General features: G+C 70.3%; 20 protein-coding genes. 10 read left to right on the top strand and 10 right to left on the bottom strand.

All coding sequences use genetic code 11. The features are described 5' to 3' along the window. Positions 1–11: 11 nt before the first annotated feature. From OG329_RS08175 to OG329_RS08160, 4 genes are all read left to right on the top strand, one after another. A complete protein-coding gene (locus OG329_RS08175) occupies positions 12–1,424 on the top strand; it encodes a family 2B encapsulin nanocompartment shell protein (RefSeq protein WP_405793730.1) in 1,413 nt (470 codons plus the stop codon). A gap of 62 nt (positions 1,425–1,486) precedes the next feature. Then, entirely contained in the window at positions 1,487–2,719 is a 1,233-nt protein-coding gene (locus tag OG329_RS08170; protein WP_405793728.1) for a family 2 encapsulin nanocompartment cargo protein terpene cyclase, read from the top strand. Between the two features lie 26 nt (positions 2,720–2,745). Further along, on the top strand, positions 2,746–3,606 hold the full coding sequence (locus OG329_RS08165; RefSeq protein WP_405793726.1) for a geranyl diphosphate 2-C-methyltransferase: 861 nt from the start codon (positions 2,746–2,748) through the stop codon (positions 3,604–3,606). A gap of 155 nt (positions 3,607–3,761) precedes the next feature. Then, positions 3,762–4,952: an esterase-like activity of phytase family protein gene (locus tag OG329_RS08160; RefSeq protein WP_405793725.1), complete on the top strand. Its 1,191-nt coding sequence runs from the start codon at positions 3,762–3,764 to the stop codon at positions 4,950–4,952. A 76-nt stretch (positions 4,953–5,028) separates the two neighbouring features. Here OG329_RS08160 and OG329_RS08155 read toward each other — a convergent pair whose 3' ends face one another. Both OG329_RS08155 and OG329_RS08150 read right to left on the bottom strand, forming a co-directional pair. Next, a complete protein-coding gene (locus OG329_RS08155; RefSeq protein ID WP_405793723.1) occupies positions 5,029–5,634 on the bottom strand; it encodes an amidohydrolase family protein in 606 nt (201 codons plus the stop codon). Continuing rightward, a complete protein-coding gene (locus OG329_RS08150; RefSeq protein WP_405793721.1) occupies positions 5,610–5,921 on the bottom strand; it encodes a hypothetical protein in 312 nt (103 codons plus the stop codon). Before OG329_RS08150 ends, OG329_RS08155 begins: the two co-directional genes overlap by 25 nt. Here OG329_RS08150 and OG329_RS08145 point away from each other — a divergent pair. Further along, on the top strand, positions 5,920–7,626 hold the full coding sequence (locus OG329_RS08145) for an FAD-dependent monooxygenase (RefSeq protein WP_405793720.1): 1,707 nt from the start codon (positions 5,920–5,922) through the stop codon (positions 7,624–7,626). The genes OG329_RS08150 and OG329_RS08145 overlap by 2 nt on opposite strands. A 164-nt stretch (positions 7,627–7,790) precedes the next feature. Further along, a complete protein-coding gene (locus OG329_RS08140; protein ID WP_405793718.1) occupies positions 7,791–8,369 on the top strand; it encodes a TetR/AcrR family transcriptional regulator in 579 nt (192 codons plus the stop codon). Here the strand turns inward: OG329_RS08140 and OG329_RS08135 are convergent. Together OG329_RS08135 and OG329_RS08130 are read right to left on the bottom strand one after the other, a co-directional pair. Next, positions 8,315–8,827, bottom strand: coding sequence for a GNAT family N-acetyltransferase (locus tag OG329_RS08135; protein WP_405793716.1), 513 nt, complete (start codon positions 8,825–8,827; stop codon positions 8,315–8,317). The genes OG329_RS08140 and OG329_RS08135 overlap by 55 nt on opposite strands. A gap of 76 nt (positions 8,828–8,903) precedes the next feature. Beyond that, positions 8,904–9,821 (bottom strand): alpha/beta hydrolase, encoded by a 918-nt coding sequence (locus OG329_RS08130; RefSeq protein ID WP_405793714.1) that lies wholly within the window; start codon positions 9,819–9,821, stop codon positions 8,904–8,906. Positions 9,822–9,972: 151 nt separating this feature from the next. On the opposite strand from OG329_RS08130, the gene OG329_RS08125 reads away from it, so the two are divergent. The 3 genes from OG329_RS08125 to OG329_RS08115 all read left to right on the top strand — a co-directional run bounded on the left by OG329_RS08125 (position 9,973) and on the right by OG329_RS08115 (position 12,561). Next, the gene (locus tag OG329_RS08125; RefSeq protein WP_405793713.1) at positions 9,973–10,845 is read left to right on the top strand and encodes a helix-turn-helix transcriptional regulator; all 873 of its coding nucleotides are present in this window, start codon (positions 9,973–9,975) and stop codon (positions 10,843–10,845) included. Between the two features lie 182 nt (positions 10,846–11,027). Further along, a complete protein-coding gene (locus tag OG329_RS08120; protein ID WP_405793712.1) occupies positions 11,028–12,056 on the top strand; it encodes a hypothetical protein in 1,029 nt (342 codons plus the stop codon). Positions 12,057–12,105: 49 nt separating this feature from the next. Next, positions 12,106–12,561 carry a hypothetical protein gene (locus tag OG329_RS08115; RefSeq protein ID WP_405793711.1) on the top strand — a complete coding sequence of 152 codons (456 nt, stop codon included), beginning with the start codon at positions 12,106–12,108 and terminating at the stop codon, positions 12,559–12,561. Positions 12,562–12,639: 78 nt separating this feature from the next. Here OG329_RS08115 and OG329_RS08110 read toward each other — a convergent pair whose 3' ends face one another. From OG329_RS08110 to OG329_RS08085, 6 genes are all read right to left on the bottom strand, one after another. Continuing rightward, positions 12,640–13,506, bottom strand: coding sequence for an RNA polymerase sigma-70 factor (locus OG329_RS08110; protein WP_405793709.1), 867 nt, complete (start codon positions 13,504–13,506; stop codon positions 12,640–12,642). Next, positions 13,503–14,084, bottom strand: coding sequence for a carboxymuconolactone decarboxylase family protein (locus tag OG329_RS08105; RefSeq protein WP_405793707.1), 582 nt, complete (start codon positions 14,082–14,084; stop codon positions 13,503–13,505). The genes OG329_RS08110 and OG329_RS08105 overlap by 4 nt, the downstream gene beginning before the upstream one ends. Positions 14,085–14,167: 83 nt before the next feature. Continuing rightward, positions 14,168–15,943: a serine/threonine-protein kinase gene (locus tag OG329_RS08100; protein ID WP_405793705.1), complete on the bottom strand. Its 1,776-nt coding sequence runs from the start codon at positions 15,941–15,943 to the stop codon at positions 14,168–14,170. Between the two features lie 153 nt (positions 15,944–16,096). Then, entirely contained in the window at positions 16,097–17,032 is a 936-nt protein-coding gene (locus OG329_RS08095; protein WP_405793704.1) for an NADP-dependent oxidoreductase, read from the bottom strand. 77 nt (positions 17,033–17,109) lie between these two features. Then, complete coding sequence (locus tag OG329_RS08090; protein WP_405793703.1) at positions 17,110–17,976, bottom strand: oxidoreductase; 867 nt, start codon at positions 17,974–17,976, stop codon at positions 17,110–17,112. Between the two features lie 150 nt (positions 17,977–18,126). Next, on the bottom strand, positions 18,127–18,702 hold the full coding sequence (locus OG329_RS08085) for a TerD family protein (RefSeq protein WP_405793701.1): 576 nt from the start codon (positions 18,700–18,702) through the stop codon (positions 18,127–18,129). 247 nt (positions 18,703–18,949) lie between these two features. Here OG329_RS08085 and OG329_RS08080 point away from each other — a divergent pair, with 247 nt between their 5' ends. Then, a complete protein-coding gene (locus tag OG329_RS08080) occupies positions 18,950–19,339 on the top strand; it encodes a hypothetical protein (RefSeq protein WP_405793700.1) in 390 nt (129 codons plus the stop codon). The last annotated feature ends 4 nt before the right edge of the window (positions 19,340–19,343 follow it).

Genomic DNA, 19,343 nt, shown 5'->3' with positions numbered 1-19,343 from the left:
GAGGACCACATATGACCGTTGAGGCCGAACGGGAAGCCGTACGGGCACAGGCATCCGGGCAGCAGAGTCTGGCGACGGCCGCCGCGCGGAATCTGGCGACGATCGCCAAGTCCGTTCCGCAGATGCAGGAAACGTCCTCGCGGTGGCTGCTGAGGATGCTGCCGTGGGTGGATGTGCGCGGTGGTACGTACCGGGTCAACCGGCGGTTGAGCTATGCCGTGGGCGACGGGCGCGTGACGTTCGTGCAGACCGGTGCGCGGGTCTCGGTCGTCCCCGGCGCGTTGCGGGAGCTGCCGGCGCTCAGGGAGTACGGCGACGAGGCGGTGCTGGGCGAGCTGGCGGCCCGCTGTGAGCAGGTCGACTGCCCGCCGGGCACGGTGCTGGCGCGGGCGGGCGACGCGAAGGACCGCGTCTTCCTGCTCGCGCACGGCCGCGTCGACAAGATCGGCACCGGGCCGTACGGCGAGGAGACCGGCCTGGACGTCCTGGCCGACGGCGCCTGCTTCGGCGACGGGTCCCTGACCGAGACGGACTCGTCCTGGGAGTCCACGTTCCGCGCGACCACCGCCTGCACGCTGCTGGTGCTCTCCCGCGAGGCGGTCGACAACCTCGCCGCGCGCGACGAGTCCCTGGGACGCCATCTGCGCGCGGGCGCGGCGCTGCCGGGGCAGCGCACCAACAAGTACGGCGAGGCCGCGATCGACCTCTCGGCCGGCCACGTGGGTGAGGCGCAAGTCCCGCACACCTTCGTGGACTACGAGCCCAGGCCCCGCGAGTACGGGCTCTCCATCGCGCAGACGGTCCTGAAGGTCCACAGCCGAGTGGCCGACCTCTACAACGACCCGATGAACCAGACCGAGCAACAACTGCGCCTCACCCTGGAGGCGTTGCGCGAGCGCCAGGAGTACGAGCTGGTCAACAACAAGGAGTTCGGGCTGCTCAGCAACTGCGACTACGCCCAGCGCCTCCAGCCCCACGAGGGACCGCCCACTCCCGACGACATGGACGAGCTGCTGTCGCGGCGGCGCGGCAACAAGTTCTTCCTCGCCCACCCCCGTGCCATCGCCGCGTTCGGCCGCGAGTGCAACAGACGCGGCCTGATCATGGAGCCGGTGGACGTCGACGGCCACCGCGTCCCGTCCTGGCGCGGCGTGCCGATCTATCCCTGCGGGAAGATCCCCGTCAGCCAGGCCCGTACGACCTCGATCATGTGCATGCGTACGGGGGAGGACGACCAGGGTGTGATCGGGCTGCGGCAGTCGGGGATCCAGGACGAGATCCAGCCGAGTCTGTCGGTGCGGTTCATGGGCATCGACGAGCAGGCGATCATCTCCTACCTCGTCAGCGCCTACTACGGCGCCGCGGTCCTGGTTCCGGACGCTCTCGGCATCCTGGAGAACGTCGAAGTCGGCCGCCGGCACTGACCGCGCGGCCCGTCCGCCCAGGGCCCCGCCATCTCCCCCCCCACCCGAAAGGCACTTCACGCATGTCCCGAACCGGCGGGGCCGACAGCCCCTTGCCCACCTGGAACGGGCCACCGCCCGCCCGCCCACCCCTCCTCCCCACCTCCGCACCGGCCGCCGCACCGGCTCCACCCCCGTACGCCGCGCTCGAACGCCTGCTGGCCGGCCCCGCCGGACTGGGCACGGCCGCCGCCCGCGCCTTCCACTCCGGGGCCCCGTCCGGGGAAAGGGACCACTCGGCAGCGCGGCGTACGGGCACGGACACAGGATCGGCCACGGACACAGGCTCAGCCGCGGACACGGCGGTGCGGATCCCGTCCCTGTACTGCCCCGACGCCGTACGTGACGACCCCGCCCTCGGCGAGGAGGTCAACAACCGCCTGGTCGACTGGGCCGAGGAGATCGGCATCTTCACCGGACGCCTCGAGCGCCTGCGCTCACACCAGTTCGGGCAACTGTTCATGCTCGCGCATCCCGACTGCGACGACCCCGACCGACTGATGGCCGCGGCCCGCTGCGGGCTCGCGGAATGGTCCGTGGACGACCACTGGGTGGACGAAGGAGACGACACCGAACCGGAACTCCTCGGCTCACGCCTCGCGATGGCCCACGCGGTGGTCGACCCCGTCCGCCTCCCCACCCGCTACCTCGCACAGTTCGAACAGGTCGTGGCCCAACAGCCCGTCCTGCGCGCCTTCCGGTCCAGCCTCGCCCATCTGTCCCAGATCGCCAGCACCACCCAGATGGCACGCCTGCGCCATGAACTCGCCGTCATGTTCGTGGGATACGGACAGGAAGCCGAATGGCGCGGCAGCGAACGCAGGCCCGCGGTGTGGGAGTACCTGCTGCACCGCTACGAGAACGCCTTCTACCCCTGCATGGTGCTGATCGACCCGGTCGGCGGTTACGAACTGCCGGCCCACGAGTTCGCCGATCCCACGGTGCGCCGCACCTACCTCTACGCGGGCATGGCCAACGTCCTGCTCAACGACGTCTATTCGATGGCGAAGGAAGATCCCGGAGACACCAACCTGCCCAACCTCATCGCCACCGAGGACAACTGCTCGCTGCAAGAGGCCGTCGACCGCACGGCGGCCGTCCACGACGAGCTCATGCACACCGTCGAGGCCGACTGCGCCGTTCTGGCAGCGGCCGGCTCCCCTCAACTGCGCCGCTATCTGGCCGGTCTGTGGGCGTGGATGGGCGGCAGCAAACAGTGGCACGCGACCAGCCCCCGGTATCAGACCGCGCGGTAAAGAAACCCGTACCGAAGGAGAAGTCCATGACCGTTCAGAACACCACCACCCACCACCCCCTGCGCAGCCTCTACCAGAAGTCCGTCGCGAACTACTGGAATCAGGAGAAGAACCCCGTCAACCTCCGTCTCGGCGAGGTCGACGGCATCTACCACCATCACTACGGCATCGGCGAGGTGAACCGGTCCGCCCTCGAAGGCCCCGAGGAGACCCGGCAGGAGCGCCTTACGGCCGAGCTTCACCGCCTGGAATGCGCACAGAGCGACCTGCTGATGAGCCACCTCGGCGACCTCACCCCGGCGGACCGCGTCATGGACTCCGGTTCGGGCCGCGGCGGCAGCAGTTTCGTCGCCCACAGCCGCTTCGGCTGTCAGGTCGACGGCGTCTCGATCTCCGAGACCCAGGTCGCCTTCGCCAACGGCCGGGCCAAGGAACACGGCGTCGCGGACAAGGTCCGCTTCCACTTGAAGAACATGCTGCACACCGGATTCGAGAGCGACAGTTTCCAGGCCATCTGGAACAACGAAAGCACCATGTATGTGGACTTGGCCCTGCTGTTCCCCGAATACGCCAGGCTCCTCAAGCACGGCGGTCGCTACGTCACCATCACCGGCTGCTACAACGACGCCTACGGCCTGCCGTCCCGGGCGGTCAGCGAAATCAACGCCCATTACATCTGCAGCATTCATCCCCGCAGCAAGTACTTCAAGGAAATGGCCGCCAACCGCCTCGTCCCCGTCAGCGTGGTCGACCTGACGGCGGCCACGATCCCCTACTGGGAACTGCGCGCCGAGTCCCCCCTGGCCACCGGAATCGAGAAGGCTTTCCTGGACGCCTACAACGACGGCAGCTTCCAGTACCTGCTGATCGCGGCGGACAAGGTCTGACGGGCTGACCGACTGACCGTCTGACGGACGCGGGCGCCGGCCGGTCAACTCGGCGGTGGGGCACGGGACTGGAGGGGGCTTCGTCACTCTGCTGCGTAATCACGTCACGCGTATGGGTGACTGCGCTCGGTGCGTGTACGGGTCAAGATCGTTTCATGAAACTTTCCTTGATCCGTCGCGCGTCCGTCGCGGCCCTCGTGCTGGCGGCGACGGTCGCGCCCGCGGTCGCGGCCCAGTCGAGCGACACCACCCCGAGGTCCGGCACCGCCGTCAAGGCAGCCGCCATCGGGGCGAAGGCCCGGTTGTTGGGCGAGAAGATCGTTCCGTACAAACTCGCCTTCCAGGACACGACAGTCGGCGGGCTGTCCGGCATCGACCGGAATCCGTGCACCGGCGAGTACGTCATGATCAGCGACGACCGCTCCGTGCTCCAGCCCGCCCGCTTCTACACCGCCAGGATCGACGTGGACGGCGCCGGGGTCCACTCCGTCGACTTCACCGGCACCCACCCCTTCCGGCAGCCGGACGGCTCCGTCTACCCACCGGTGAGCGCCGGCGACGGCAAGGCGGTGGACCCGGAGGAGGTGCGGGTCGACCCGCGGAGCTGTCGCCGGTACTGGTGGGCGCAGGAGGGCGACCGGCCGAGGTCGGCGAGTGAGCCGGTGATCCAGCCGTCGATCCAGTTCGCCAACCGCTCCGGCGCCTACCGAGGCCAACTGCCGCTGCCGGCCAACTACGAGATCACGACGGGCGATCTGGGCCCCCGGCGGAACAAGTCGATCGAAGCGATCACCTTCGGCGACAAGGACCGCGTACTGACCAGCGCCGTCGAAGGCCCGCTGCTCCAGGACGGCCCGGAGCCCACCCTGGAGCACGGCGCGCTCGTCCGCGTCACACGGCAGAGCCGGGAGGGAGCGGTACTGGGACAGGTCGCCTACCCCCTGGAGAAGATCTTCGCCGCGTCCGACCCGTCCAGCCCGTGGCCCCCGGACACCGGCGTGCCCTCGATCCTCGCGTTCCCCGACGACCCCAGCCGCTACCTCGTCCTGGAGCGTACGTGGGTGGCCGGCTCGGGCTACAAGATCCGCGTCTACGACGCCACCACCCGTGGCGCCACCGAGGTGGGGGGCATGGACTCCCTGGTCGGTCAGCGCGTCGTACCGATGCGCAAGAAACTGGTCGCGGACTTCCACGACTTGGGCCTGTCCACGGTCGACAACACCGAGGGCATGACCTGGGGGCCGATCCTGCCGAACGGCGAACGGACCCTGATCCTGGTCAGCGACGACAACTTCGCCGACGACGCGGTCACCCAGATCGTGGCACTCGGCGTCCGCGTCCGCTGAGAGGCGACTGACGGCAAGCGTCCGAACGGGCTGGGGCTTCGTTGCCTCAGCCCGTTCCGCGCGTACGCGCCCGTCGTCACGCCAGCCGGGGGAAGAGGGCGAGCGCGTTGTCGCGCTCCACGCCGCGCAGTTCGTCCTTCGTGAAGCCGTCGAAGGCCATGAGGTTGTCGATGTTGCGCACGGCGGTGGGTTCCGGGGCGGCCGGCCAGTCGGTGCCGAAGAGGATGTGGTCCGAGGTGGTCACCTCGAGGGTCGGCAGCAGTGAGTTACGGCTCCCGGCGAGCGCCGTGTCGTAATAGAGCCCGCGCAGTACCTCCGCGACATGGGCCGGGTCGATGTCGGCGTCGTCCGGTCCGCGTCCCATGACGGTGTGTTCGCCGATCCGCCGGCCCAGTGTGGGCAGCGCACCTCCGCAGTGCGCCAGGATCAGCCGCAGCCCCGGATGGCGCAGGAAGACGCCGGTGTAGAGGGCGTTGGTGATGGTGCGCGCGGTGTCGAAGGGGAACTCGACGACCGAGCTGGGCCAGCCGAAGCCCAGGGCGTCGATGTGCGGGCAGTCCACCGGGTGCACGAAGACCGGGGTGCCGCGCCGTGCCAGCTCGGCCAGGACGGGCTCCAGGGACGGATCGCCGAAGTAGCGCCCCAGGACGTTCGCGGTCAGCACCGCTCCGTCGAGCCGCAACTCGTCCAGCGCGTACGCCAGTTCCGCAAAGCGCCTCGTCGGGGCCGTCGGCCGGGAGCGTGGCGAAGGCGCCGAAGCGGCGGGGGTACGCGGCGATCAGCTCGGCGTGGCCGTCGTTGATGAGCCGCGACAGCCGTGTCCCGAAGTCCGGGGGCGTCGTCCGAGCCCGCGAACGCCAGCGGCATGGACAGGAGTTGGGCGGCGATCTCCTGCCGGTCCATATAGGCGAGTGCGGCCTGCGGCGACCATCGCACGGCGTGCTCCTCTGCTTCCTGGTGCGTGGACATGCTGACCACCTTCGTTCCGTATCGGCATCGACGGTTCTGGTTCGACCCCACGCTGCGCGAGCGCGCCGCGGCCGAGCCCACGGTGGAGCTGCGCCACGGGTGGACCTGCGAGGGTTTCGAGGACAGCGAGAGCGTGGACGGCCGGTCCGAGGACGGTCGGCTCGCGGGCGGTCGGTCCGAGGACGGTCGGCTCGCGGGCGGCGCCGACGACGGTGTCGCGCTGCGGCTGGCGTCCGAGACGTACGGCAAGCGGAGCGTACGGGCCCGCTACCTGGTGGCCTGCGACGGCGCCGGGTCCCCGATCCGCAAGGCCCTGGGCATCGGCTCGCTGCGCGACTCCGCCGATGTACGGGCCCGGTGGCAGGGCGCGTACGTACGCCTCCCCGGCCTGCGCCGAAACGTCCCGCACGCCCCGGCGGTGCAGTACTACCTGCTCAACCCCCGCCGTATGATCCTCGGTTCGCTCGACGGCGGCGATCTGTGGCGCGTCACCTACCCACTGGCCGATGGCGAGAGCCCCGCCCCCGCCGACGTGCGCGCCACGGTCGCCGGCGCGCTCGACGGCGCGGCCGACGAGGTCGAGATCCTGGACACACGGGAGTGGACCGGCGACGCGGTGGTGGCCGAGTCCTTCCGGGCCGGTCATGTCCTGCTGGCGGGCGACGCCGCCCACCGGATGTGGCCCTCGGGAGGGCACGGGATGAACACCGGCCTCGGGGATGTCGCCAACCTCGGCTGGAAGCTGGAGGCCGTCCTGCGGGGCCGGTCCCCGGACACCCTGCTCGACACCTACACCGCCGAGCGCCGCCCGCACGCCGAGCGCCTGGTCCGCCGCGCCTGGCACAACTACCGCGCGGACAAAGCGATCCGGCCCGATCCGGCACTTGACGACCCGGCGGAGAGCGAGGCCCGGGTCCTGGCCGGTGAGCGGATCACCGCCACCCGGCGGACCGAGTGGCGCTCCCTCGGCGTCCAGCTCGACGTGCGCTACGACTCGTCACCGCTGATCGTCCCCGACGGTACCCCCGACCCGCCGGCCGACCCGGAGGCGTACGTCCCCACGGCCCGGCCCGGACACCGCGCCCCGCACTTCACCCTCGCCGACGGACGCTCCGTACTCGACCTGTTCCGCGGCAGGTTCACCCTCCTGAACTTCGCGCCCGCCGTGGACAGCGGAGCCCTGGCCAGGGCGTTCCGGAACCGGGGGATACCCCTGGACGAGGAGTGGGCCGGCGCCCCTGGGGCGTGTCCGCAAAGTCCCGCCTGGCCTGCGACGCCTGGACGGCACCTCTCCCCCGTAGCCCCCGAGGGGGGCACGGGAGGTGCCCCCTGCGTTGTCTTCAGTCGGCCAAGTACGGCCGGGCCATCCACAACGCCGATCCTCCGCCTTGCGATGCACCGCACCGGCCGCCGCAGGCCCCGCCTTGCGGGCGAACTCCGGTACAAGGCCCAACTCGGCCATGCGCGTTTCTATCTCGGCGCCGAGAGTTACGGCGGTACGGGCCTGCCCGATCCCGGCCTGTGGCGTTTCTCGCCGCTCGCCCGAGTCCCCGGAAATCTCGCGCGCGAGACCCTTCGCCGCAACGTGCCCGGAGTGGCCGGATGGATCGACCAGGTGAACCGGCGCGACCGTCACGCGTTCCTCAGCTCGAACCTGGAGGGCGGCGAAGCGAAGTTCACTCCGGTGGACAAGCTCACGCGCTGAACGAAAAGCAGGCCCGTTCCGTAATTCAGCTCCGCTCTCCTCGGTGCCGAACCGAGGAGAGCGGTCACCGCTAGGCTGGTTCCGTGCCCGATACCCCCTCACGCCCCGTCCGCCCACGAGGACGTCCGCCCAAGGATGCCCAACTCGCTCCGACCGACCAGGTCATGGCCGCAGCGATCGAGGCTTTCTCGGTGCACGGCTACAACGGGGTTTCGCTCCGGACGGTCAATGACGAACTGGGCGTCAGCCGCAATCTCCTTTACCAGCGTTTCGGTTCGAAGGAGAAACTGTGGCACGCCGCGGTCGACTGGGCCTTTCGCCCGCTCCTGGACCATCTGGAGGCCGCGGACGACGAATTGGCCGACCCCATGATCCGGCTGAGAGTACTGACCCTGAATTTCATCGAGTACTCGGCCACGCGGCCTTATCTGGCACGCCTTGTCATGATGGAGGGCTCGGTCCCGTCCGATCGGCTGGACTATCTCTACGAGCACTACATCGAACCGGTCCGGTCGCGCTTCCTACCTGTCTTCGATCTGCTGCGCGAACAGGGCAGAATCAAGAACATCCCGGCCGAGGTCTTCTACTTCCTGGTCACCTCGGGGGGAACCGCACCCTACGGCCAGCAAGGACTCGCCTCGCGAATGAACCCGGAGCTGGCGTCGACGGACGAGACGCGTGTGCGCCTCTACGCCGAGAATGTGGCCGAAGTGCTCATCAACGGCTTGTCGTTGACCGACTGAGCGCGTGGGCAGAGGAAGAAGAGTTCGGGGTCTCCTTCGTCAAGACCATGGAGAATTCCGGCCGGGCGCCAGTTGGCGTGGCCGAGCAATCGCCGCATGGGGTGGTTGGAGACATTGGTCGAGGTGAACAGCTTCGGGGTGGTGCGCGTCGACTCGACGGCCGCGAGAAGCCGGGCGCCCACGCCTCGCCGGCGGGCGCCGGGCGCGACCATCAGCAGGGTGAGAAAGCCCTGCTCGAAGAAGGTGTACTCCAGCACGCTGTAGCCCAGCGGTCCCGTGTCGTCCTCTGCCAGCAGGACCAGGCCGTGTTCGCACCAGCGCCGGATGCTGTCACGTCGTACGTGATCGCCCGCCGCCGCCACGGAATCGATCTCGGCCAGCGCGGCCCCGTCCGACACGTCCGCGCGTCTCACCCGTGGCCCGCCGGGGCCGTCGACGCGTCCCATGTCCATGTCCATGGGACGCATCGTGGCAGTGACCCGTGGCGGGTATCAACCGGCGGTCGGGCGGGCGAACGCCGGGCCGTGCCGCCGCCTAGTTGACCAGGTTCTTCCCGTAGAAGTCGGCCAGTTTCGTGAGCACGGGCTCGACGTACCGCTCCTTGTCGTAGAGGTCCACATGGCTCGCGCCCTCGACCCAGTGGAACTCCTTCGGCTCGCGAGCGTCCTCGAACGCCTCGACGCTCATCCAGGACGTCACCGCCTCACGCCCGGCGATCATGAGCACCGGACGCGGCGCGATCAGGTCCACGCACCGGTAGGCGTCGAAGAACACCATGTGGTCGATGCTGGACCAGGTGAAGGTCTTCGCCGAGCGCGGATGCTGGGCGCGGTCGGTGCGGTAGTACTCGAACCCCTCCGCACCGTGCCGGCCACCCTGCGCACGGGCCTCCTCGATCGTGTCGGGAAAGAGCGTGAGGGGCTGGACTTCCTCACCGCGGGCCTCGGCGGTCCGCGCCGCCGCCGCCGCGTCGAGCATCTGCTGGATGACGGCCGGGTCCTGAGTGCCGTCGGGGCCGTAGCGGAACTGGCGCGCGATGTCGACGCCGCTGATGGTGCCGACGGCCCTTACGCGATGGTCCGTCGCGGTGGCGGGCAGTACGTACGCGCCCGAGGCGCAGATACCCAGCGCGCCGATACGGTCGGCGTCGACCTCGTCACGGGTGGTGAGGTACGAGACCGCGGCCTTGATGTCCTCGACCCGGTGCGCCGGGTCCTCCAGACCGCGCGGGGTGCCCTCACTGGCGCCCTGGTACGCGGCGTCGAACGCGAGGGTGACGAAGCCCCGCTGGGCCAGGTGCCGCGCGTACATGCCGGAGGTCTGCTCCTTCACGCTGCCGCCGGGATGGCCGACGACGATCGCCGGATACGGGCCGGCGGCCGCGCCGTCGGGGGTGTAGAGGTGACCGGCGAGCTTCAGACCGGCGCTCGGGAACTCAACATCTGTCCTCATGACGTCCTCCAGTGCTTACGACGGGTGGTGACCTCGTTCTGTCGGCCACGTTTCCCACCGTCGCTCCGGCCGGTGGCAGGTGCCAGGGAGGGCCCTGCCTATGCGGATTAGTACCAGGCACACGGGTGCCACAAGGCGGAGACTGGAAGTCATGGGACACAGTGGCGCCGCTTCCGGCGGCAACGAACTGGGCGACTTCCTGCGTGCCCGGCGCGCGAGCCTCACCCCCCGGTCGGTGGGCCTGCCGGACGACGGGCGGCTGCGCCGCGTCCCGGGTCTGCGCCGCGAGGAACTGGCCCAGCTCGCGCATGTGAGCGTCGACTATGTCGTACGGCTGGAACAGGGCCGTACGCGCAGGGTCTCCCGCCCCGTCCTTGACGCCCTCGCCGACGCCCTGCTCCTCGCCCCGGACGAGCGCGCGTATCTGTTCACCGTCGCCGACGTCACGCGGCCCGCCCCCGCCCGGCCGCCCGCCCGGCAGAGCGTCGACCCGCGCCTGCGCCAGTTGCTCGACGGCATGAGCGAAATCCCCGCCATGATCCTCAACCGCCGCATGGACGTGCTGGCCTGGAACCCGGCCGCGGCGGCCCTCCTCACCGACTTCGAGGCACTGCCCACGGCCGAGCGCAACCTGATCCGGCTGACGTTCCTGGACGACGACTACCGAGCCCTGTACGCGGACTGGCCACGCGCCGCACGCGAGTGTGTCGGGGTCCTGCGGATGGAGGCGGGCCGCTGTCCCGACGACCGGGCCCTGGCCGCGCTGATCGGCGAACTCAGCGTCCGCGACCCGGACTTCCGCACGTGGTGGGCGAGCCACCAGGTGCGCGGGCCGAGGCAGCTCACCAAGACGTACCTCCACCCCGTCGTCGGCGCGCTCACGCTCGACGTGCAGCAGTTCTCCGTCGATACCCAGCCCGAGCAGCAACTGGTCGCCTACACCGCCCCACTTGGCTCCCCCTCCCTGGAAGGGCTGCGGTTCCTCCTCCAGATCAGCGTGTCGCAGCCGCCGGTGGGTCGTTGACCGGGTGCGGCCGGACGAATATGCGCCCGGCACGCTGAACGGCAGGCGGCGAAGGAGCAGCGATGGGCGTGGAGTCGCGGACCATGAGCGTGAGTGGCGGCGCCGTACCCCGCTGAACCGACCCCCGTCGCGGGACCAGCAGCCGGGGCCGGACGGCCCCGCCTTCCTCCGGGAGATGTTCCATGGCCGTGCCCCAGATGATCGCCGTATCCCTGCCGGGCAGCGGCACCCCGCTGCTGGCGGACGTCACCAGCGCCCTCGGTTACACCTCGTACGGCACGATGAGCGGCGATCCGGCCGCCGGTGCCGACCGTCCAGGTCCAGGCCCCGGCGAGGTGTACGCCCTCCTCACGGCGGCCTACGGCCCCGACCGCACGGCGCTACTGCTCAACCCGCGCTACGACCGGGAGATCCTGGAGGGCGCCTTCCACCAGGCGGTCAGCGCCCTGTGGCGGGTGTGGTGGACCCGACTGGGCCAGCCCACCACCCTCGCGTCGGCCGTCGACCCGGACATCGAGTCCCGCCTCACCCGCCTGCCGGACACCACGCTGCTCGGCCTGCTGCCGGGCCGGGGCTGCTGGTACGTCACCGGCCTCGACCTGCGGTACGCCGACGCGGACTTCCTGCGCACCTGGCACACCCGGTCCCAGCCGCCGATCGTCCACCACCACCGCGACATCCGGGACCGGATCATCAGCCAGATCCGCGCCCTCTCCCGGCCCGCCGACCGTGTCGGCACCCTCCCCGAACACCTCATCTACCGCGACATCCTCGCCACCCGGCCCACCCTGGACGCCAAGATCACGCTCGCCCTCACCGACCCCGGTTTCCCCGGCATGAGAGAAGGCCACCGCTGCCAATGGCTGCTCCACCACCCGGCGATCTGTGTGATCACCCACGAAGAACTCGCCGGCCCCGAACTCGGCGGTTCCACCGACGCCCGGGACCGGGCCCTCGCCCGGCTCCTGACCGCCACGGGCCATCCCGCCGAGACCGGCGACATTCCGGCGCCGACGGCCGACGGGGCCACCGAAGACCTCGCGGTGGGCGTCGGGCGCGAGCTGTTCACCCCCGACCACGAACGGCTGCTCCGCCGCCACCACAGCGCACTGCTGCCCGACGTGCCCGACGCGCCCGACGTGCCCGATGTGGCCGACGATTCCCCAACCAATCCTCCCGGTCCCGGCGTACCGGCCGTCTCGTCGTGGTAGTCAGGAAGTCACGAGCACCGAGGAATCACCGGAACCACAAGGGGGATTGATGCTGTCCGAGACACTGACGGTATTGGCGAGCAGCGGTGCGGGGGCGCTGGCGGCGGCCATGGCCACCGACGCCTGGCAGGGGGCGCGGGCCGGGGCGGTGCGGCTGTTCCGGCGGCGCGGCGACGACGGACAGGCCGCGCTCGAAGGGCAGTTGGACCGCCAGGCCGCGCTCGTACAGGAGGCGGACGACGCCGACGAGGCCCGGCAACTCGTCCAGGGGCAGTGGCAGTTGGAGTTCGCGCAACTGCTGCGCGAACATCCCGAAGCGGCGGCCGAGCTGAACAGCCTGGTGGAGGGCATCCGGAGCGAACTCCCGGAGCCCCAGCAGAACTGGGTGCAGAACATCACCGCGCGGGACCACGCGACGGCGTACGGAGTGCAGGGCGGAAACGTCAACCACTACCACCAGGCCCCGCGCCCGACGCCCGGCGCAGCGGAGGAAGACCCCCGCTAGGCCCTGGCCTCGCCCGCGCTCAACCGCCGGACGGACCGCATGCGCGGCCCGTCCGGCGATCGACCGAGAGCGCCCAACTCACCTGGCGAGTACCGCCGGTTCGTCCAGCCGCGTCAGTTTCCGTGGGTTCGCGATCGCGTAGATCCGGGTCACCCGCCCGTCCTCCACGACGAGGCTGATCGCGACCAGATTGCCGTCGATCTCGACCCGGCCGGCGGGCGCGCCGTTGAGCCATACGGTCGTCGTCTCGTACGGGGCCACCGTCCGGTCCGCGCCCGAGAGCAACTTCGCCACCACCTCGGCCCCGTGGATCGGCACCAGAGCGGCGGCGGCGTGCCCGCCACCATCGGCGATCAGGACGACGTCCGGCGCCATGACCTCCATCAGCTCCTGCAACCGCCCGGTGCGCAGCGCGCCCAGGAACCGCTCCACCACCGCCCGTTGCTCCGACCGGCTCACCCGCACCCGAGGCTGCCGGGCCGCCACATGGTCACGTGCCCGGCGCGCGATCTGCCGCACCGTGGCCGCGGACTTCCCCACGGCCTCGGCGATCTCGCCGTACGGCATCTCGAAGACCTCGCGGAGCACGAACACAGCCCGCTCGGTCGGCCCGAGCGTTTCCAGCACGGTCAGCATCGCGATCGACACACTCTCCGCGAGTTCGATGTCCTCGGCGACATCCGGGCTGGTCAGCAGCGGTTCCGGCAGCCACTCGCCGACGTACTCCTCGCGGCTGCGCGACAGCGTGCGCAGCCGGTTGAGCGCCTGGCGGGTGACGGTGCGTACGAGATACGCCCGTGGGTCACGCACCTGTGTCTCGTCGACGGCGGCCCATCGCAGCCAGGACTCCTGGAGCACGTCCTCCGCGTCGGCCGCCGACCCGAGCATTTCGTAGGCGACCGTGAACAGCAGGCCGCGATGGGTGACGAAAGGGTCCTCGATCATACCGTCGACGCCGCCACGCCGGACGTGCCAGGACGCGTGGCCAGCGGAATCTCGCACGCGTCGGAGAAGCCCTGTGACTCGACTCCGAGCGCCACATTGTTCCTGGTCGCAAGGTTGCAGTAGGAGATGTATACGGTCAGCTCGACCAGTCCCGCCGGGCCGAGTCGACCGAGCAGACTTTTGGACAATTCGTCGGTGACGGTCGGCGGTGTGCTCGTCATGGCCTCGGCGTAGTCCAGCACGTCCCGCTCCAGCGGTGTGAACACGTCCGACTCCCGCCAGCGCGGCACCTCGCTCGCCTTGACCACGTCCATGTCCATGTTCACCGCCTGGAAGTAGCCGATGTCGAGGCACCAGCTACAGCCGACCTGTGCCGCGACGGCCATGTGCGCGAATGACTTGAGGCTCTCGTCGACGGAATCCCATCGGCTCACCTTCTCGCCCATTGCCATGATGGTCTCGGTGACCGCGGGATTGTGCGACGTCGCCTCGGCGGGCTCGGCCACGGCACCGAACCGCTTGATCATGTTCTCCCTGAGCTCGGTGGGAAGTTCCGCCTTCGGAACGCGCAGCGCCATGATGTTCTCCCTGTACGTATGCCTGTCCGGCTGATCGACATGAAGACACCGCCGGGCGCGCGAACGTGACACCTCCCTGGGTGTCACCCACCCGCGTGGAAGCCGTTGCACACGACGGACGTGTACTTCGTGGGTCCGCCCTCGACGTGGTAGATCACCACGGTCCAGTCGCCCGGGTCGTCGCTCACCGGGATCGCGTCGACGGTCCGCTCGCCGAAGTGGGCCTGGAAGTCGTCGGGGTACTGGAACTTGACCGTGCCGCCCGATGACCACTCGGAGTAGAGGTCGACGGGTTCGGTGGTGAAACCGATGCCCTTGCCGACCGACTTGAGGGGGCGCCCGGTGGTGCGGTCGGTCTCGTGCGGCGGGCGTATCCCGACGGACACGTAGTACGGCTCGGGGCGCTTGCCGCTCCCGGCGTCCTTGGGGCGCATGGACACCGAGGCGGTGCCCGAGCCGGTGGTGTGCAAGACGGAGGACCGCAGACCGTCCGGCGGCGAGGAGTCGCCGATACTGGCCAGATCGCAGGTGCCCCCGCCATGGGATGCCTGATCCGGATCGTCCGACAGGGTCCAACGGTCCTGCGAGACACGGTCGTTGACGATGTGGTCCGGTGGCTGCTCGGGCGCGTCGTCCTTGGGGGTCGCGTCGTCCTTGGCGGTCGTGTCGTCTTTGGCGGTCGCCTCGTCCTTCGCGGTCGCCCCGGATGTGATGGTCCCGGTGGCAGGTGCCGCGCCGGGGTCCTGGTCGTCGTCGCCCAGCCTGGGATGCAGCCACAGCGCCAGCGGCACGACGAGCACGACCGCGCAGGCCGCGAGCCAGCGTCTGCCATGTCCGCGCCGGGCGGCGGGAGCCGGCGATCGGTTCGGTACGGCGTAGCGGGTGCCCGCCTTGCCGGTCTCGTCGTATCCCCAGCGCGCGGGCGGCTCGGCCGACTCGGCGGACTTGGACTCGGACTTGGACTCGGGCTTGGGCTCGGATACGGATACGGGCTCGGGCCCCGGTACCGCTTCGGTGTCCCGGGCCACCGAACGGTAGTGGGCGTCCGAGGCCAGCGCCGAGTCCACCGCGCATCCGGCGATCACGGCCGCCAACTCGGGCCGTTCCGCCGGGTCCTTGGCGACGCATCGCCGGATCAGCGCGGCCAGGTCCTCCCGTACGCCCGCGACGTCGATGTCCTCGTGCACGGACCGGTAGTTCACCGACGAGGGGTCCCCCTCGCCGTACGGAGGCCGGCCGGTCGCCGCGTGGGCGATCGTCGCTCCGAGCGCGAAGACGTCCGCCGCCGGGCCGACCTCGTTGCGCAGGAGAACTTCCGGCGCGGCGTACCCGGGTGTCCCCAGCGCCATTCCGGTCCGGGTGAGAGCCGTCAGGTCCAGTCCCCGGGCGATGCCGAAGTCGATCAGTTGCGGCCCTTGCGGCGCGAGGATGACGTTCTGCGGTTTCAGGTCCCGGTGCGTGACCCCGTGGACATGCACCGTGGCCAGCCCCTCGGCGAGCGCCGCGAACAGCCGCAGCGCGCTCTCGGGCGGGAACGGGCCGCTCGCGCGCACGGCGTCGCGCAGCGTGGGCCCCGGCACGTACTCCGTGGCCAGCCAGTACGGCGACGCGTCGAGCGACGCCTCGATCAACTGGGCGGCGTACGGGCTGCGTACGGCCTCCATGGTCGCGGCTTCCCGCCGGAAGCGGGCCAGCGATTCCGGATGGTCACTGATCTCGTCGCGGATCACCTTCACCGCCACCAGCCGGCCGCCCGGCGAACGGCCCAGGTACACCTGGCCCATGCCGCCCGCGCCGAGCCGGGCGAGAATCCGCCATACGCCTATTCGCGCGGGATCTTGAGGTCTCAGCTCGTCCACCGGCACGACTTTGCCATACCCGGGCAGCCGGCGGACGACGAGGGACGTACAAATACCCTTCCCGCGCCGCGACGTTGAGCGGATTCGAGCCGGGCAGCGGGTGCGTCCACCGTGCCGCACCGCTCCGACACCAACCGTCCGGCCGCGCGGCGGTCAGCGCATCCGAAGGACGATCTTCCCCCGGCTGTGCGGCCCGGCGAGCGCCTTGTACGCCTCCCGTACCTCCTCGATGGGGTACGTGGCGCTGATGGCGACGTTCAGTTCGCCTTCGGCGATCAGGGCGGCCAGCTCGGCCAGGACCTCCGCGCGGGCCGCGGTCATGCCCCCGTCGTTCTTGGTGCCGTACTTCTGCGCGGCGGGGAAGTCGGCGATCGTGTTGATCCGTACGGGGGCGACGCCCAGCTTCACGGCGAGTTCGACGTAGCCGTCTCCGTACGCGTCGATGAACGCGTCGACGCCGTGGGGCGCCGCCTCGCGGATCCGTTCCTCGACGCTCTCGACACCCCCGTCGTACGAGATCGGCACCGCGCCCAGTGAGGCGAGCCAGTCGTGATTGGCCTCGCCCGCGACGGCCAGGACCCGCACGTCCTGACGGCGCAGCAGTTGCACGGCCAGGGAGCCCACGCCGCCGGCGGCGGCGCTGACCACGACGGTCTCGCCGGATTCGGCCCCGACGGCCCGGACGGACGCGTACGCGGTGGTGCCCGCCACGAAGAGGGACCCCGCCACGTCCCAGTCGACGGCCGCGGGCTTGGGTGTCACCTGGTCGGCGGGGACGGCGACGTAGTCCGCCTGCGCGGCGCGCCGGTTGGTGAACCCGATCACCTCCGCGCCGATCGCGGGCGCGCCCACGGCGCCGCCGCCCACCGCGACGACGCGGCCCGCGAAGTCGCTGCCCTGGCCGGAGGGGAAGGTGGCGGGCCAGACGGCGTGCATCAGCCCCTCGCGTACCTTGCCCTCGCCGGGATTGAGCCCGGCGCCGACCACTTCGACGACGATCTCGTCGGCGGCCGGGGCGGGCTCGGCGACGTCGGCGATGTACAGGACGTCGACGGATCCGTACTGGTCGTAGCGGACGGCTCTGGGCATGCGCGTGCTCCTTCGGGAGGGTGGGCGGGGCCGGCCCGGGGGCGGTCGCCGGCGTGGCGGGGCTTTCCGGACACGCCCTACCGGCCGATGGTGTCCAGCTCGGCGATCGCGTCGGCCGGCAGGCGCAGCTCGGCCGCGGCGACGTTCTCGCGCAGATGGCCGACGGACGAGGTGCCGGGGATCAGGACGGTGGTCGCCGAGCGCTGGAGCAGCCAGGCCAGTGCGACCTGCTGCGGCGAGGCGTCCAGCCGGGCCGCGACCGACGTCAGGGTCTCGGACTGCAACGGGGTGAAACCGCCGAGGGGGAAGAACGAGGCGAAGGCGATGTTCTCGGCCGCGCACCGGTCCACGAGCGCGTCGTCCGCGCGGTTGGCGAGGTTGTAGAGGTTCTGCACGGTGACGACGGGCGCGATGGCCTGCGCCGCGGTGAGCTGGGCGTCGGAGATGTTGCTGAGACCGAGATGGCGGATCAGACCCTGCTCGCGCAGCTCGGCCAGCGCGCCGAACGGCTCGGCCACCGACTGGTCGGAGATGCCCTCGGACGGGCCCAGACGCAGATTGACCACGTCCAGGGCCGACAGGCCCAGATGCCGCAGATTCTCCTCGACCTGCGCCCTCAGATCGGCGGGCTCCAGCGACGTGAACCAGGCTCCGTCACCGCTGCGGCGACCGCCCACCTTGGTGACGATGCGCAGGTCGGCGGGGTAGGGGTGCAGAGCCTCTTTGATCAGCTCGTTGACGACGGTGGGGCCGTAGAAGTCGCTGGTGTCGATGTGCGTGATCCCGAGCCCGACCGCCTCGCGCAGCACGGCCAGCGCCTGGTCACGGTCCTTGGGCGGGCCGAAGACGCCGGGGCCGGCCAGTTGCATGGCTCCGTAGCCCATGCGGCTGAGGGTGAGGCCCTTCGCCGGGGTGAGGGTTCCGCCGGGAATGGTGGTGGTCATGCCACCAAAGTCGCATGAGTCGCGGGAGTTGTCGTCTCGGGAGGCGTGCGCGGGGGGCGTGCGCGGGGGACGAAACGCGACGCCGCCGGACCCGGACGCCTTGCGGTGGTCCGGATCCGGCGGCGGGCGGCCGGTGGCGGGTGGCTCAGCTCAGACGCCGACACCGAAGTCGCTGGCGATGCCGGAGAGGCCGGAGGCGTAACCCTGGCCCACGGCGCGGAACTTCCACTCCGCGCCGTTGCGGTACAGCTCGCCGAAGACCATCGCGGTCTCCGTCGACGCGTCCTCGGTGAGGTCGTAGCGCGCCAGCTCGGCGCCGCCGTCCTGGTTCACCACCCGGATGAACGCGTTACGGACCTGGCCGAAGCTCTGGCCGCGCGACTCCGCCTCGTGGATGGAGACCGGGAAGACGATCTTGTCCACCTCGGCGGGAACACCGGCGAGGTTGACCTTCACCGACTCGTCGTCGCCCTCGCCCTCACCGGTGAGGTTGTCACCGGTGTGCTCGACCGAACCGTCAGGGCTCTTGAGGTTGTTGTAGAAGATGAAGTGCTGGTCGGAGGGGACCTTGCCGGCCGCGTTGACGAGCAGCGCGCTCGCGTCGAGGTCGAAGTCCGCGCCGGTGGTGCTGCGCGCGTCCCAGCCGAGGCCGACGATCACCGCCGTCAGGCCCGGCGCCTCCTTGCTGAGCGAAACATTGCCGCCTTTGGAGAGGGAAACTCCCACGATCTTCTCCTGGTGCTCGAAGGTATGGACTGCTCAAAATCTACAACACTGTAGAAATTGCGGGTCGGCCGACTCCGGCCACCACGGGGAAAGGGCTTGCTTCCGGTGTACTCCGGGCGCCCTAAGGGCAACTTCGCCATGAAACCCGGCCTCGTTGTCGGGTTTGTGGCGTCCGCTGTCACGTCCGTCTCACTAGGTTGCGCCTGCCGCCCCGCTCTCCGACGGGGCGGCGGGGGGTGGGATCGAGATGACGGTCACCGATGGCGCGGGTGGTGGCGACAGAGCCGACGCGGGCGGCGCGCGCCGCCGTATCGACGTCGACGCGCACGGCGCGTACCACTGGCGCGTGGTCGCGCAGAACGGCCGTGTGGTCGCGGTGTCCGCGCGGTCGTACGACGAGTACGGGCACTGCCGCGCCGCCTTCGAGACGCTGTGCCGCGATCGCGCGGCACTCGTCGGCGCCGTACAGCACACCGCGGAAGGCAACGGCTGGATGTGGTTATTACGTGATGCCGCGGGTGAGGTCGTCGCCGTCTCGGCGCGGCCCTACGAGCGGCACTCGACCTGCCGCTCGGCCTGGCAGCGGTTCCGTGCCCTGCTGGCCGAGATGGTGGAGGTAACGGGAAGTTGCCCTTAGGGCA

Origin of the sequence: Streptomyces sp. NBC_01506 (assembly GCF_045040295.1) — a bacterium.
GTDB lineage: Bacteria > Actinomycetota > Actinomycetes > Streptomycetales > Streptomycetaceae > Streptomyces.
Note: the sequence above shows the minus strand (reverse complement) of the source record. Positions and strands in the feature narration are given on the sequence as shown.